The organism is Gluconacetobacter sp., assembly GCF_047721585.1.
Classification (GTDB): domain Bacteria; phylum Pseudomonadota; class Alphaproteobacteria; order Acetobacterales; family Acetobacteraceae; genus Gluconacetobacter; species Gluconacetobacter dulcium.
Map to the genome: position 1 here is coordinate 1 of NZ_JBDNXE010000021.1, position 14,683 is coordinate 14,683.

General features: G+C 65.3%; 12 protein-coding genes. 6 read left to right on the forward strand and 6 right to left on the reverse strand.

All coding sequences use genetic code 11. The annotated features are described in order from the left end of the window. The first annotated feature begins 359 nt into the window (after window positions 1–359). From ABF821_RS06085 to ABF821_RS06095, 3 genes are all read left to right on the forward strand, one after another. On the forward strand, window positions 360–2,786 hold the full coding sequence (locus ABF821_RS06085; protein ID WP_415529399.1) for an ABC transporter permease: 2,427 nt from the start codon (window positions 360–362) through the stop codon (window positions 2,784–2,786). Window positions 2,787–2,841: 55 nt separating this feature from the next. After that, complete coding sequence (locus tag ABF821_RS06090; RefSeq protein ID WP_415529400.1) at window positions 2,842–3,666, forward strand: phosphoribosyltransferase; 825 nt, start codon at window positions 2,842–2,844, stop codon at window positions 3,664–3,666. Between the two features lie 139 nt (window positions 3,667–3,805). Further along, window positions 3,806–4,342: an Hsp20/alpha crystallin family protein gene (locus tag ABF821_RS06095; RefSeq protein WP_415529401.1), complete on the forward strand. Its 537-nt coding sequence runs from the start codon at window positions 3,806–3,808 to the stop codon at window positions 4,340–4,342. A gap of 74 nt (window positions 4,343–4,416) precedes the next feature. Here ABF821_RS06095 and ABF821_RS06100 read toward each other — a convergent pair whose 3' ends face one another. Continuing rightward, a complete protein-coding gene (locus tag ABF821_RS06100; RefSeq protein WP_415529402.1) occupies window positions 4,417–5,526 on the reverse strand; it encodes a site-2 protease family protein in 1,110 nt (369 codons plus the stop codon). Between the two features lie 155 nt (window positions 5,527–5,681). Here ABF821_RS06100 and ABF821_RS06105 point away from each other — a divergent pair, with 155 nt between their 5' ends. Then, the gene (locus tag ABF821_RS06105) at window positions 5,682–6,176 is read left to right on the forward strand and encodes a host attachment protein (protein ID WP_415529403.1); all 495 of its coding nucleotides are present in this window, start codon (window positions 5,682–5,684) and stop codon (window positions 6,174–6,176) included. Between the two features lie 30 nt (window positions 6,177–6,206). Here the strand turns inward: ABF821_RS06105 and ABF821_RS06110 are convergent, their stop codons facing one another. Next, entirely contained in the window at window positions 6,207–7,688 is a 1,482-nt protein-coding gene (locus ABF821_RS06110; protein WP_415529404.1) for a coniferyl aldehyde dehydrogenase, read from the reverse strand. 103 nt (window positions 7,689–7,791) lie between these two features. On the opposite strand from ABF821_RS06110, the gene ABF821_RS06115 reads away from it, so the two are divergent. Continuing rightward, window positions 7,792–8,394 (forward strand): TetR/AcrR family transcriptional regulator, encoded by a 603-nt coding sequence (locus ABF821_RS06115; RefSeq protein ID WP_415529405.1) that lies wholly within the window; start codon window positions 7,792–7,794, stop codon window positions 8,392–8,394. Between the two features lie 52 nt (window positions 8,395–8,446). Beyond that, window positions 8,447–9,577, forward strand: a complete 1,131-nt coding sequence (locus ABF821_RS06120) for an aspartyl protease family protein (protein WP_415529406.1) — start codon at window positions 8,447–8,449, stop codon at window positions 9,575–9,577. Between the two features lie 119 nt (window positions 9,578–9,696). Here ABF821_RS06120 and fusA read toward each other — a convergent pair whose 3' ends face one another. From fusA to ABF821_RS06140, 4 genes are all read right to left on the reverse strand, one after another. Then, window positions 9,697–11,784, reverse strand: coding sequence for an elongation factor G (gene fusA, locus ABF821_RS06125; RefSeq protein ID WP_182974126.1), 2,088 nt, complete (start codon window positions 11,782–11,784; stop codon window positions 9,697–9,699). 200 nt (window positions 11,785–11,984) lie between these two features. Beyond that, complete coding sequence (gene rpmB, locus ABF821_RS06130) at window positions 11,985–12,287, reverse strand: 50S ribosomal protein L28 (protein WP_182974127.1); 303 nt, start codon at window positions 12,285–12,287, stop codon at window positions 11,985–11,987. A 151-nt stretch (window positions 12,288–12,438) separates the two neighbouring features. Next, on the reverse strand, window positions 12,439–12,720 hold the full coding sequence (locus ABF821_RS06135) for a hypothetical protein (protein ID WP_182974128.1): 282 nt from the start codon (window positions 12,718–12,720) through the stop codon (window positions 12,439–12,441). An 85-nt stretch (window positions 12,721–12,805) separates the two neighbouring features. Continuing rightward, window positions 12,806–14,683 carry an ABCB family ABC transporter ATP-binding protein/permease gene (locus ABF821_RS06140; RefSeq protein ID WP_415529407.1) on the reverse strand — a complete coding sequence of 626 codons (1,878 nt, stop codon included), beginning with the start codon at window positions 14,681–14,683 and terminating at the stop codon, window positions 12,806–12,808.

Here is a 14,683-nt window from a genome sequence, read left to right on the forward strand (position 1 = left end):
CGGCTAAAGCCCTCACTTAACAACATTTTGATGCAGCCGGGCTTCCGCCTCCCGACCGGGAGGCGGAAGTTTCGATTGGCTGACGACAAGCCTTACTTCATAATCCTGTCTCTTGATCCGGGCGTGCGAAACGCACCTTCCCGAAATCGGGCCGACGATCCCACGCGCCTCTTCCACATCTCGTGGCCCTGTCGCCCCGCAGGCTCGGGCTTGGCGCCCATGGCGGTATCTCCCACTGTCCGGATACGGACACCCCGCACGGATAGAACCCAAAAATTTCGTTTTATTCCAAATAAATGCGTGAAATTTCGTTTCATGTCAGACTGTCTGCCCGGACAGTCTGGTATCGGAGCGACAGCATGATCTCCCCTCTTCTGCGTGGGCTTGCGCGGCATCGGCTCTACACGGCGATCAATCTTGCCAGTCTCTCGCTCGGCATTGCGATCTTCCTGACGATGGCGCTGATCGTGCGCTACGAGGCGGACTATGATGCCGACCTGCCCGAAACCAGCAGCCTCTACCGGCTCGACCAGACCTGGACGCTCCCCGGTCGCGCGCCCGAAGAAATCGCCGGTGCCAGCTTTGTCGCGGTACCGTTTCTGCGTCAGGATTTTCCGGCCATCACCGAAACCCTGCGACTGGTGCCCCAGTCGCAACCGGTACATGCGGGCGCGCGGGTCGAACAGGAGGACACCAGTTTCGTCGATCCCGATTTCTTCTCCTTCTTCAGGCTGCGTGCACTCAACGGCGATCGCCGTTCCGCGTTGGCAGAGCCCGCCAACATCGCCATTCCCGCAAGTCTCGCTCTCAAATATTTCGGAACCATCCATGCGGTCGGCCGCACGATGCGCATCGCACAGGATGCCAGACCGTTTGTCGTCACGCTCGTCTTTGCCGACCCGCCCCGGAATGCGACCTATCATTTCGGAATCATCATGCGGCTTCCGTCAGAGGCCGCGGGCTGGCAGGCCGTCACGCACTGGGGTTCGACATGGGGGCCGCTGTTCGTCCGCATACCCGATGCTGGCGCCCTGCCATCGATTCGCGCGGGGTTGCGCCATTACATGGCGCGCCATCCGGGCGCGAACAGCGTGCAGACCATTCGCGACGATATGGGGGATGGCGGACTGGTGCCGGTCCCCTTCCGCCAGATCCATTTCCGCGATGCCACGATCGGCACGGGTACGATCAGCCGCGCCCTGGTCACGATCCTCGGCGTCGTCGGCCTGGTAGCCCTGGGCACGGCCGGCATCAACCATATCAACCTCACGACCGCCTGCGCGTCCCTGCGGGCGCGCGAAGTCGCGGTCCGCAAAGTCCTGGGCGCGACCCGGGCGTCGCTGGTCCGGCACTTCATGGCGGAAGCGATGATCCTGACGGCGGTCGCGACCTTCTGCGGACTGGCGCTGTGCGAGATGGCGCTCCACGTCATCGGCACGCTCAGCGGCTGGCAACTCACGCTCGATCCCGTCTTCTGCGGAACGCTGTGTCTCGCCGTCGTGCCGGCATTGGGCGCTGGCGCCGGTTTCTATCCGGCCATGATCCTCTCGGCCTACGCACCGGCCCCCGTCCTGGCGGCAAGCCGCATGCCCGCCGGAGGACGCATGGGCGCCCGGCTGCATGCGCTCCTCGTGACACTGCAATTCGGTTTCGCGATCGGGCTCGCCATATGCACGCGGGTCATGACCGATCAGGCGCGTTTCGTCCGCATGATGGCCCGTGGCATCGCGACCGAGGGCCTGATCGTCGTCACCTCCGCCGCCGATGACAGTCTGGTCGATCGCCAGGACGTCTTGCGCCGTGCCCTGGCCACGGTCCCCGGCGTCACGGGTGTCGAGCGCTCCGATATCTATCCGCATTTCGTGACCAACGGCGATACGTTCAGCCTCGATACGACACCGGAAAACGGTGCCACCCTCAACTGGGGTTTCGCCACACCCGGCTATGCCGATCTCTACGGGCTGACAGTGCTGGCCGGCAGATGGTTCGACCCGCAGCGAGGCGAAGATCTGCGCGAAACGCACCGTTTGCAGCCCACCGTCCGCAGCGTCGTCCTCAGCCGCGCGGCGGTAGAGCAACTGGGAATCGGCAGCCCGCAGGCAGCGATCGGCCGACTGGTGCGCGAGGAAGACGCGGCACCGGCCCTGCGTGTAATCGGCGTGATCGACAACCTGCGGCTCAACGGCCCGCACGAACATGTCCATCCCCTGCTGTTCTACGGACTGCGGCCCGGCGATCGGGCCAGAACGGCGGTCGCCATGCATGTGCGCTTCTCCGGCGTCTCCGCCCCGGACATGATCGCGCGCCTCCATGCCGCATGGATCGCCGCCGTGCCCGACGTGCCCTTCGCAGCCGAGACGGTCTCGGACATCCTGGCGCAGGACAGCCGGAGCGACCGCGCGCACGGCCTTCTCTTCGGTATGGGGGCCGGCGTCGCGGTTGGTATCGCCGCGCTCGGCCTCTATGGGCTTTCTCTCTTCACGGTCTCGCGCCGGCGGCACGAAATCGGAATCCGCAAGGTGCTCGGCGCGCATAGCGGAAACATACTGCTCCTGCTGGTGGACCATTTCCTGCGCCCGGTGCTGCTGGCAAACCTGATCGCATGGCCGATCGCCTGGATAGTGATGCGGACATGGCTGAGCAGCTTCGATCAGCGCATCGCCCTGACGCCCTGGCCGTTCGTGACGGCGACGGCCGGCGCGGTCCTGATCGGATACGCGACGGTCGTTGCCCAGACTCTCCAGGCGGCCCGCCAGCCTCCGGCACGTGCCTTGCAAAACGGTTGAGGGCGCGCCGCGACCCATTCTCGCCATTTCGTGAAAGCCGCCCCTGCTGCATGAGGTGATCACGTATCCCACCTCCACTGGCGTGGCGCAGGTCCGCACCCGCAGGACGCACGGGCATCGACCCGTCACCGCCCTGCATGAAGAGGCGGAACCCCTGCGGGAGGGTGCCATGCCAACGGATCACGCCATCCTCTTCAGGAACAGGCAGGAGGCCGGCCAGGCGCTGGGCACGGCTCTTTTATCTCTGGCCTCCGTCCATCCGCTGGTTCTGGCGCTGCCGCGCGGCGGCGTGCCGGTGGCGTTCGAGGTCGCGCGGATGCTCGGTGCGGAAATGGACCTGCTGTTCGTCCGCAAGATCGGCAGCCCCGGTCAGGAGGAATATGGCTTCGGTGCAATCGTGGACGGAGCCGACCCGCAGATCGTGCTGGATGACGCCTATGTGCGGGACGCGGGAATAAGTACCGAAACGATCGGAACCATCGTGGATCGCCAGCGCGCCGAAATCGACCGGCAACGTCGGCTGTATGCGCCGGACCGGCAGCCCGTTCCGGTAACCGGGCGCGTCGTGATCGTGGTCGATGACGGGATCGCGACCGGCGGCACGATGCGGGCGGCCCTTCGCGCCGTGCGGAAAAATCATCCGGCGCGTCTGGTCCTGGCCGTACCCGTGGCCCCAGCCGACAGTATCGCAACGCTGCGTACCGAGTGCGATCGCATCGTCTGCCTGTCACAGCCGCAACCTTTTTTTGCCGTCGGTGCCTGTTACCGGGACTTTCCGCAGGTAGAGGACGCCGACGTGATCCGGCTGCTTGCGCAGGCCCGCGACCTGCGTCCCGGGCACATGACGGGCGGGGCCGGCAGCGATTCCATCCCCCTCTGATTTCCATCAGATCCAATCATGATTTTTTTAAGAAACGCCCCTTGAGCATCCCGCATCCGGGACCAGTTCAGTCATAAGCCCGGCCCCATTGGGGGCCGGGCCACCTGGGAACAGGAAAACCGCGAACAGGAAAACGACCATGGCAAACATCGAAAAAACCAGGGAAAAAACGGAGACGACGACGAATGCCCCTGCGGCGCGTTCACCGTCCAGTTCGACGCTGGATACGCTGCGGTGGGAATTCGATCGCCTCTTCGACGATTTCCGTTCAGCCGTATGGCGGCGTCCCGTTGGCCGCGTGCCGGGCCTCGACCGTCTCTGGCCGCGCGACGACACGTTCGATGTCGTTCCCGCGATCTCCATGGTGGAGAAGGACAACGCCTATGACGTCGTCGCCGAACTTCCGGGAATAGATGAAAAAGACATCGAGATTAAGGTCTCCGGAGGGGTGCTGAGCATTCGTGGCGAGAAATGCGAGCGGCGCGAGGACGAACGGAAGAACTATCATTACTCGGAACGTCGCTTCGGCTCGTTCATGAGATCGCTGCCGATCCCCGACGGGGTCGATGCGACGAAGATTGATGCCACGTTCGATAACGGGCTGCTGACGATCACCCTGCCCAAGACCCCGGAAGCCCAGAAGAGCGAAACGATCATTCCCGTCAAACATGCCTGACAGGACAGGCCATGATGCACGGCCCGGTCTCCCGGCGACGGGGCGGCCGGGCCGGCGCGCTATCGTAAGGCGCGCTATCGTGACAGGGGCAGGGCCGATGGCGGCCGGTTCCTGTCACGCAGCACATGGATCGTCATGACTTCGCCGATATTCGCCCGGGAAATCAGGCCGACGAACCGTCCCTGTCCATCCTTCACGCCAATCGCCGGCACCTGGCTTTCCTCCAGCAGGCGCAATGCGTCGTCCGCCGTCTGGTAGGGGTGCAGGCAGGCAATATCGGGGATCATGATATCCCCGACCGCCGCGTCGGCCTTGCCTTCATGCATCGTCCGCAGGATGGCCGCATGCGTCAGCAGGCCACACAGCTTGCCCTGCCCGTCGACGACCGGAAATTCCTGCTGGGGCGTATGGATCATCCTCAGTGCCGCTTCGTCGATCCGGCTGTCGGGTGACAGGGTTTCCAGATGCGTGGTCATGACATCCGCCACGATCATGCCGTGCGCCAATTGCCGGAACAGCGCCCCCTGCGCTTCGGTCGCGGCCCCCAGATAGACGAACAGCGCGATGAACAGCAGCAGCGGATTGCCCAGCAGCCCGAGAAGTCCGAACAGAAAGGCAATCCCCTGCCCGACCGATGCGGCAAGCTGGGTCGCCCGCGCATGATCCATCCGATAGGTGAGCAAGGCGCGCAGGACCCGCCCGCCATCCATGGGAAAAGCCGGGATCAGATTGAACACGGCCAGGAACAGGTTGATGCTCGACAACCGGGACAGCATGCCGACGCCCTGGCCCTGGAGGTCGGCGGCGGAAAGATGGGGCGCGGTCTGCGTGACGGCATAAAGGATGGCCGCGATGACCAGATTCACCGCCGGCCCCGCGAGCGCGATCACCAGTTCCTGGGTCGGCTGTTCGGGAATGCGCGCCATGCGGGCGACACCGCCGATCGGCAGAAGCGTGATGTCCCGCGTCGCCACGCCGTAATGCCGCGCGGCGATCACATGACCGAATTCATGCAGCACGACGCAGGCGAACACGGCCGTGATCAGCAGAACGCCGTCGATCGCCGCCCGCATGCCGGACCGCATGGCATAAGCCGCGCCGATCCATGCCAGAAAAAGCAGGAAGGTGACGTGCAGGCGGACCGTCGTGCCGCCGAACCTGCCGATCGGGATGGACCAGGTCATGCCGTGCCCTCGATAAACGATCGTCTGCCGCGCGAGCACGCTTAACATCGGTGCGCGGCATAAGTTCGCCTGACACCCGCCGGCCGCGCGGCAGCCTGCGTCCCTGCCCGATCACAGAGTCCGGAGGAGGATTGTTTCCCGACCCGCCCGCCAGCATGTCCGAGGGAAAACGCCCGAGATCCACTTTCCATAAGGATCGGAAAAATGGCAGACCGGAACGGTATCCTGATCGTCGTGGCGGATGGCGAGCATGCGCGGTTCGTACAACCGGCCGAAGACCATGCACTGCACACCGTCGCCTCCTTCGACGCGATATCCGCGCATCAGCGCATCAGCGCACCTCCGACCTGGGAGACGACGCACCGGGTGCAAGCTACCATACCGGCTCGACCGCCCATCATGCGCTCAATCCGCGCCATGACCGCCACCGGCTGGAAAAGGCGTCATTTTCGAAATTCGTTGCCGGACAGATAAACGAACGCAACCATGCCTATGCGCGGCTCCTGGTCATCGCGCCCGCGCACAGCAATGCGGAAATCGTCAGCCACCTCGGGCCGGAGGCCGGACGCAAACTCATCGGAACCATCGGGAAAGATCTGACCGGCCTGCCGGATCATCGCCTGAAGGAGCATATCGAATACGTCATCTGACCCGTCTCCTATTCCCCGCGCTCCGCCGCCTCAGCGGAGAAGGAAACGGATGACGATATCGGTCAGCCGGCTGAAGGGCGGGCGCAGAATCGTCGTGGCGTTGCACCGCCCCTGCCGGTAGATCGCCCGCGCATGCGTCATGGCCAGGAAGCCCGTCCGCCCATGATACGCGCCGATCCCGCTGGCCCCCACACCGCCGAACGGCAGATCCTCCTGCGCATAATGCAGCAATGTCCCGTTGACCGTGACGCCGCCGGACACCGTGCGGTCCAGCACGCGCGCCTGCATCGCCGGCTGGGTGCCGAAATAATACAGGGCCAGCGGCCGAGGGCGGGCGTTGATGAAGGCGATCACCTCGTCCAGGGTGCGATAGGTCAGCACCGGCAGCACGGGGCCGAAGATCTCCTCCTGCATCACCGCCATTTCCGGCGTCACGTCCAGCAGCAGGACGGGCGGCATCACCAGACTGTCCCCGTGACCGTTCCCGAGACCGTCCCCGTGACTGTCCTCCTGCCCGTCCTCGTCGGGGCGCGGCCCGTCGCTCCCCAGCGTGACGATACGCGCGCCCCGTTCGTCGGCGTCGCGCACCAGATGCCGGAGACGCTCGTAATGGTGCCTGTTCAGCACCGCCGTATAATCGGGCGAGGCACCGAACCCGGCGGGATAGAGGTTTTCCATTGCCTTGCCGCAGGCGGCGACAAAGGCTTCCCTGTCTTTTTCCTGCACCAGCACGTAATCCGGCGCGATGCAGGTCTGGCCCGCGTTGATCAACTTGCCGAATGCGATATGCGCCGCCGCCCGCGCCGCCGCAAAGCCGGGTTCGATAACGACCGGCGACTTGCCGCCCAACTCCAGCGTGACCGGCGTCAGGTTATGTCCCGCCGCCACCGCGACCTTGCGCCCCACTGCCGTGCTGCCGGTAAACAGCAGGTGGTCGAACGGCAGGGCGGTGAACAGCGCGCCGACATCCGCATCGCCCGTCACCACCGCCACCTGTTCCGGCGGAAATATGGCTTCCACAATCCGGCCGATCACCGCCGCCGTGGCCGGCGTCATCTCCGATGGCTTGATCATGGCCCGATTGCCGGCGGCAATGGCGGTCGCGAGCGGGAGCAGCGCCAGCGAGAACGGATAGTTCCACGGCGCGACAATACCCACGACACCGACCGGCTGGCGCATGATCCAGGCACGCCCGAACAGGAAATAGGGCGAAACCCGGTGCCGCTCCGGCTTCATCCAGCGCCGCAGCCGCCGGGACATCATGTCGATCGCCCGAACCAGCGGCAACAGTTCCGCAATCGTCGTCTCGCGCGCCGACCTGCGCCCGAAATCCGTGTCCAGGGCGTGAACGATTTCGCCGCGCCGCCGCACGACCGCATCTTTCAGGCGGCGCAGATCCTCCCGGCGCTGTCGCAGGTCCGGTGGACCATCGCGCAGGAATGCCGCACGCTGATGCTCCAGCATCCGCGACAGGGCGGCCTGGCGGGCATCGGACGACGCATTGACGGCCATCGCGGCCTCCATATTTTACGGAAGATCATGTCCTTTCCCCAGATACGCCCGGCCTCCGCCGCACGTCAATCAAATGTTTCTCCTGTCTACATAGGGCTCGCGCATGCGTGAAACCGATGGCCGCCCCTATCACCATGGCGACCTGCACCGGGTATTGGTCGAAACCGCGCTGGCCATGCTGGCCACCGACCAGCACTGGACCTTCACCCTGCGCGAGGTCGCGCGACAGGCCGGCGTCAGCCACGGCGCCCCCTACAAGCATTTCCGCGACAAGGGCGCCCTGTTGAGCCAACTGGCGAAAATCGGCTTCGAACGGCTGGCAGCCGTCATGGAAAACGCCCTCTCGCCGCCCGATCGTCCGTTCCGGACACGCTTTCTGGCGGCGGGCGAAGCCTGCATCGCCTTCGCGCAGGAGCAGCCGGGCCTTTATCGGCTGATGTTCAGCATGGACGCGGACAAGGCAGCGGACCCGGAGGTGCATGACGCGGCCATGACCTCCTTCGGTATCCTGCTGCGTTTTCTGGAGGACGGGCAACGCACCGGCGTGTTTCGCGACTCTCCGCTGACGGCACAGGCAACCGCATGCTGGGCGCAGGTCCATGGCCTGGCCATGCTGATGCTCGACGGGCAACTGACCGAACAGAAAGTCGGCCCCACCCCGATACCGGCGGCGCTGGATATCTTGCTGGCGGGCCTGTCTTCCTGAACAATGGCGCCATCCTGAAAAGATGCACGACCCGCCAGGAAGGCCGTTCCGCATGCACCGCCGTCGCTTCTGCTCATCCCTGGGGGCGACGTTGGCCGTCACCGCCTCCCCCACCCTTGCCTCCGCCGATGACGGACCGCTGGTCGGGCCGATCCAACTGGCCGGCAGCCGGGTGGTCATGCCGGTCAGCATCGGCAACGCAGGCACCTTCCTGTTCGCCATCGACACCGGTGGCGCCTTCAGCCTGATTCGCGAAGATCTGGCACGGCAACTGTCCCTCCCGGACGGCGGCACGCTCAATGTCGGGGTCGGAGGGGTAACCGGCTTCCGCAATACGTTCGTTATCAGCGACGCCTCCTTCGCCGGAATCATACGCCAGCGGAATATCCTGCTGGTCGGCGTCGGGCCGCATGTGCTGGGCGAGCAGATCGCGGGGGCACTGGCCTCCGGCATCCTCGCAACGGTGTTCAGCGAACTGGATTTCGACGCCCTGCAATGGCGGGTCTGGCCGACTGGCCGTCCGAAGCTGGAAGGCTTCACCATGCTGGATTCCGCCATCACCCGCCCGGAAGGCGACCGATGGTCGCCTTTCATGACCGCCTCGGGCGTCGTCAACGGCACGCGCCTGCGCTTTCTGCTCGATACCGGCGGATTGTCGCTGGTACGACTGAACCATCATACAGCCCGCACGCTCGGCCTGTGGTCGGACGACCGCCCGTTCGCGCCAGCGCGAAACGGCGCGCGGATCATCAGGCTGGAGAAGATGGAATTCGCGGGATACACCTTCGAGGGGCTGCTGGCCCTGCTGCTGCCCGACAATCAGGTGGTCGACATTTCCGAAGGCCTGATCGGCCTGCCCCTGCTGCGGTGCTTCAATCTGGCCTGCGATCCGGTGCAACGCGTCCTCTGGACCCGCCGCAACAGTCTGTCGCCTGGCCCCTTCACCTACGCGCTCTCCGGCCTCGCCGTCACCCAGGCGGGGGATGCGGCGCGCGTCACGGGCGTCGGCAAGGGGAGCCCCGGAGAGCAGGCCGGCATCCACCCCGGCGATACCATCCTGAGCCCGCCACCGCAGGCGCTCCAGCAGGCGCTGAACGGCCCGCCGGGCGCGACGATCTCACTGACGATCGGCCGCGACTCCGGACAATCCTCCGCAACGCTCACGCTCCGCGCCTATCTCTGAAAGCCTGACCGACCATACGCGCCGGCGGCGATCCGGCGCGCGCATTCAGGTCAGGCCCCGGAGACAAAAAAAACCGGCCCTTTCGGGCCGGCTTTCCTGTTCGTGCGATCCGGTCGGGATCAGGCCGACTTGGCCACGATCTCGTCCGCCACGTTGCGCGGCACCGGGTCGTAGTGATGGAACTGCATCGTGAAGGACGCACGGCCCTTCGTGATCGAACGCAGGTGCGAAATGTAGCCGAACATTTCCTTCAGCGGCACCAGCGCACGCACCATGACGGTCGAGCCCGAGCTTTCCTGGTTCTGGATCATGCCGCGACGACGGTTCAGGTCGCCCACCACATCGCCGACATGGTCGTTCGGCGTCGTGACTTCCACATCCATGATCGGCTCCAGGATCACCGGGCCGGCGCGCTTCATGCCTTCGCGGAAGCAGGCCTTGGCGGCAATTTCGAACGCCAGCGCCGAGGAGTCGACGTCATGGTACTTGCCGTCCAGCAGCGTGAACTTGAAGTCCACGGTCGGGAAGCCCGCCAGCACGCCCGTCGTGGACTGCATGCGGATGCCCTTTTCGACCGCCGGAATATATTCCTTCGGCACGGTGCCGCCGACGACCTTGTTCTCGAACTGAATCTCCTGGTTCCGCTCCAGCGGCGCGAACTCGATCTTCACTTCGGCGAACTGGCCCGAACCACCCGACTGCTTCTTGTGGGTGTAGGTCTCGACATGCGGCTGGGTGATCGTCTCGCGATAGGCCACCTGCGGCGCGCCGATGTTCGCATCCACGCCATACTCACGACGCAGACGGTCGATGATGATGTCCAGATGCAGCTCGCCCATGCCCGACAGAATGGTCTGGCCGGTTTCCTGGTCGGTCTTCAGACGCAGCGAGGGGTCTTCACCCGCCAGCTTCTGCAACGCCAGGGTCATCTTCTCGACCCCGTCCTTCGTCTTCGGCTCGACCGAGATGTCGATCACCGGCACCGGGAAGCTCATGCGCTCCAGCACCACCGGATCGGCGGCGTCGGCCAGCGTGTCACCCGTCTGCGTGTCCTTCAGGCCCACGAAGGCGGCGATATCGCCGGCATGCACTTCCTTCACTTCCTGGCGCTTGTCGGCATGCATCTGGAAGATACGGCCGATACGCTCCTTGTGGTCCTTCGTGGTGTTCAGGACGCTGTCGCCCGAACGCAGCACGCCACGATAGACGCGCACGAAGGTCAGCGTGCCGTACTTGTCGTTGATGATCTTGAACGCCAGGCCGGCGAACTTGCCATTCGGATCGACCGGGATGATCGGCAGCGCGTTCTCGTCGACGTCCTCGCCCTCGGGCGGCGCGATGCGGATGCCCGCCACGTCGTCCGGCGCCGGCAGGTAGTCGATCACCGCATCCAGCAGCGGCTGCACGCCCTTGTTCTTGAAGGCCGTGCCGCACAGCACGGGGCGGAACTCGCCCGAGATCGCGCCCTTCTTGATGCAGCGCTTCAGGGTGGCGACGTCGACGTCACCCTTCTCGAAATATTCTTCCATCGCCGCGTTGTCGACGGCCAGCGCCGTGTCCAGCAGTTCCTGGCGGGCCTCGGCGGCCTTTTCCTTCAGGTCGTCCGGGATCTCGGCATAGTGGAACTTCGCGCCCAGCTCGCCGCCTTCCCAGATGATCGCGCGCATCTCGACCAGATCGACGACGCCGATGAAGTTTTCCTCGGCCCCGATCGGCAGTTGCAGCGGGATCGCGACGATGTCCAGCTTCTCCTTCAGCGTGTCGAACGCGCGGTAGAAGTCGGCGCCGGTGCGGTCCAGCTTGTTGATGAAGATGATGCGCGGCACGTTGTAGCGATCGGCCAGGCGCCAGTTGGTCTCGGACTGCGGCTGCACGCCGGCCACGCCCTCGATGATGAACACCGCGCCGTCGAGCACGCGCAGCGAGCGGTTCACCTCGATGTTGAAGTCGATGTGGCCCGGGGTGTCGATGATATTGATCCGATGCCCGTCCCACTCGCAGGTGACGGCGGCCGAGGTGATCGTGATGCCGCGCTCACGCTCCTGGTCCATGTAGTCGGTCGTGGTGTTGCCCTCGTGGACCTCACCGATCTTGTGCGACACGCCGGTGTAATACAGGATCCGCTCGGTGGTCGTGGTCTTGCCGGCATCGATATGCGCGGTGATGCCGATATTACGGATCAGTGAAAGATCGGACTTTTCAGACACGGGGGAACCTCCACAAAACAATTCAGGCGCGAACGGAACCTTTCCCCTCGCGCCCGTCGGAGCCGGAAGCCCCCCACCTCGTCACCAGGATCGAGGAAGATGCAGACCGGCTGAATAGACAGATGGCCCTGACATGCGTCAGGCACCTGAAACATGCAAGCCCGGCCCGGTCGAAAACGACCGGACCGGCGCCAATGGCTTCAGGCTGCCGTCGCGGCCTTCTTTTCCTGGGCGCGCAGGATGCGGCGCTTCAGCGCCTGCGCCTCGACCGGCAGCTTGCGGTTCGGCGTCGACAGCAGGAACGCATCCAGGCCACCATTGTGCTCGACCGTGCGAATGCCGTTGGTGCTCAGCCGCAGGCGCACCGCGCTGCCGAGGATATCGGACAGCAGGGAGGTCTCCTGCAGGTTCGGCAGGTAGCGACGGCGGCTCTTGTTGTTGGCGTGGCTGACGTTATTTCCCGTCAGCACGCCCTTGCCCGTGATCTGGCAACGGCGAGACATGGTATCATCCTCGGATAACTGGGGCCGAGGCATAATGCCCGGCAACGATCGTCAAGATTAGGCGCGGCTTATGGCCAAGCTACCGCGCCCCGTCAAGCCGAAAGGCACGATTCGGGGCGTTTTCGCCCGAATCCCCTTCCGGCCCCTCCCCTTACTCGGGGCGCGTGACCTTGTCACGGTCAGGATGCAGGTCGCCCGAGCGCACGCTGTGCATGGCGTTTTCCAGCATCGCCAGCATCGTGCCCTGGTCCATGGTGCGCGACAGCAGGCCCAGTGACCCGCCCAGCAGCGCCGAGGCGATGGCGATGGGCGGCAGGTTCTCGCCCAGCATGTATTCGATGGCCTTGTCGACCACGGCGCCGCAATGGCTCAGTTCCTCGGGGACCGATCCATCCTGGCCCAGCGCGGGTCCCTCGCCTTCCGTCTCCGCCATGTCATCCTCTCCTCGCTGCGCGCGTCTCTCAGACGGCATTCTGTCCCTGCGCCCCATGGACGCGGCGGGCGCACCGTGCCCCCGTTCAGGCCGGAAGACCAGCCCCCACCGCCGCGTGGCCGGCATCCTCTCCACGCTCCTCGGCCTGGGCGGCCCACATGCCGGCATACAGTCCGTCGCGGGCCAGCAGGCTGCGATGGGTGCCGCGCTCCTTGATCACGCCATCCCCCATCACAAGGATTTCATCCGCGTCGATCACGGTGGACAGCCGGTGGGCGATGATCACGGTCGTCCGCTCCGCCGAAACGGTGCGCAGCGCCACCTGGATCTCCTGCTCGGTATGGGTATCCAGCGCGCTGGTCGCCTCGTCGAGGATCAGGATGCGCGGATTCTTCAGGATGGTCCGCGCGATGGCCACGCGCTGCTTCTCGCCGCCCGACAGCTTCAGCCCCCGCTCGCCCACCCGGGTCGCATAGCCGTCGGGCAGGCTGGTGATGAAATCATGGATCTGCGCCAGCCGCGCCGCATGCTCGATCTCGTCCTGCGACGCCCCCAGCCGGCCATAGGCGATATTGTAGCCGATCGTGTCGTTGAACAGCACCGTATCCTGCGGCACCACGCCGATCGCCGCCCGCAGCGCCGCCTGATGGTAATCGCGCACGTCATGCCCGTCGATCACCACCCGCCCCGAGGTCACGTCATAAAAGCGGAACAGCAGCCGGCTGATGGTGGATTTGCCCGCCCCGGTCGGCCCCACGATCGCCACCCGCCCGCCGGCCGGCACGCTGAAGCTGACATCATGCAGGATCTCGCGGTCGGACCGGTAGCCGAAGCGCACATGTTCGAAACGGATCGCCGCCGCCGGCGCCTCGTCCAGCCGCGCCGGCAGGTCGATGGCATCCGGCCGGTCCTTCACGTCCGGCGCTTCCTCCATCAGGCGGAACATCTGCTCCAGATCCACCAGCGAGGTGCGCAGCGACGAATAGATGCTGCCGAGGAAATTGAGCGGCAGATAGAGCTGCATCAGATAGGTGTTGACCAGCACGAACCGCCCCACCGTCAGGCGCCCCTGCCCCACGTCATGCGCCGCCAGCAGCATCACCACCGTCAGCGTCACGGCGATGATCGCCGCCTGCCCGAAATTCAGCCCGTTGAGCGAAAGCTGGGTCTTGACCGCCGCGCGTTCGTAGCGCCGCTGCGTCTCCTCGTACCGCCGGCTCTCATGCTCCTCGTTGCCGAAATACTTCACCGTCTCGTAGTTCAGCAGGCTGTCCAGCGCCTTCCAGCTCGCCTCGCTGTTGATCTCGTTCATCTCGCGGCGGATGCCGATCCGCCAGGAGGTGAAGCTGATCGTGAAGGCGACATAGGCCGCCACCGCCAGCAGCATGATCGCGGCATAGCGCCAGTCGAACAGGCGCCAGATCACGGCGATCACCAGCAGCGCCTCGATCAGCGTCGGCACGATGTTGAACACGCCCACCCGCAGAATGGTCTCGATCGCCTCGGTCCCCCGCGCGATGGCCCGCGTCACGCCGCCCGACTGGCGGTCCAGGTGAAAGCGCAGCGACAGCGCATGCATGTGGCGAAAACTGCGCATCGCCGCCACGCTGCTGATATGAAAGCGCACCGGGGCGAACAGCGCATCGCGCCATTCCCCCATGCCCGCCGACATCAGGCGCAGCGTGCCGTAACCGACGATCAGGGCCATCGGCACCGTCATTTCACGCATCGGGCCGGAAACGCCGCCCCCCTGCCCGCCATGCAGCGCATCGACCACCAGGCTGTACACATACGGCACGGCGATGGTCGCGATCTTGGCGGCGACCAGCAGCAGGCAGGCTCCCACCACCCGCGCGCGGGTGCCCAGATCGTGACGGGGCCAGAGATAGGGCAGCAGGGCGCGCAGGGTCGCATGCACGGGGCGCTCGCGCGCGGGCCGGGCGGAGGATGAGGGCGGTGTCAT

What these genes read in the sequence shown, in the direction of transcription:
- ABF821_RS06085 (WP_415529399.1), top strand. Translation starts at nt 360, where the DNA reads ATGATCTCCCCTCTTCTGCGTGGGCTTGCGCGGCATCGGCTCTACACG.
- ABF821_RS06095 (WP_415529401.1), top strand. Translation starts at nt 3,806, where the DNA reads ATGGCAAACATCGAAAAAACCAGGGAAAAAACGGAGACGACGACGAAT.
- ABF821_RS06100 (WP_415529402.1), bottom strand. Translation starts at nt 5,526, where the DNA reads ATGACCTGGTCCATCCCGATCGGCAGGTTCGGCGGCACGACGGTCCGC.
- ABF821_RS06105 (WP_415529403.1), top strand. Translation starts at nt 5,682, where the DNA reads ATGTCCGAGGGAAAACGCCCGAGATCCACTTTCCATAAGGATCGGAAA.
- ABF821_RS06110 (WP_415529404.1), bottom strand. Translation starts at nt 7,688, where the DNA reads ATGGCCGTCAATGCGTCGTCCGATGCCCGCCAGGCCGCCCTGTCGCGG.
- ABF821_RS06115 (WP_415529405.1), top strand. Translation starts at nt 7,792, where the DNA reads ATGCGTGAAACCGATGGCCGCCCCTATCACCATGGCGACCTGCACCGG.
- ABF821_RS06120 (WP_415529406.1), top strand. Translation starts at nt 8,447, where the DNA reads ATGCACCGCCGTCGCTTCTGCTCATCCCTGGGGGCGACGTTGGCCGTC.
- rpmB (WP_182974127.1), bottom strand. Translation starts at nt 12,287, where the DNA reads ATGTCTCGCCGTTGCCAGATCACGGGCAAGGGCGTGCTGACGGGAAAT.
- ABF821_RS06135 (WP_182974128.1), bottom strand. Translation starts at nt 12,720, where the DNA reads ATGGCGGAGACGGAAGGCGAGGGACCCGCGCTGGGCCAGGATGGATCG.
- ABF821_RS06140 (WP_415529407.1), bottom strand. Translation starts at nt 14,683, where the DNA reads ATGACACCGCCCTCATCCTCCGCCCGGCCCGCGCGCGAGCGCCCCGTG.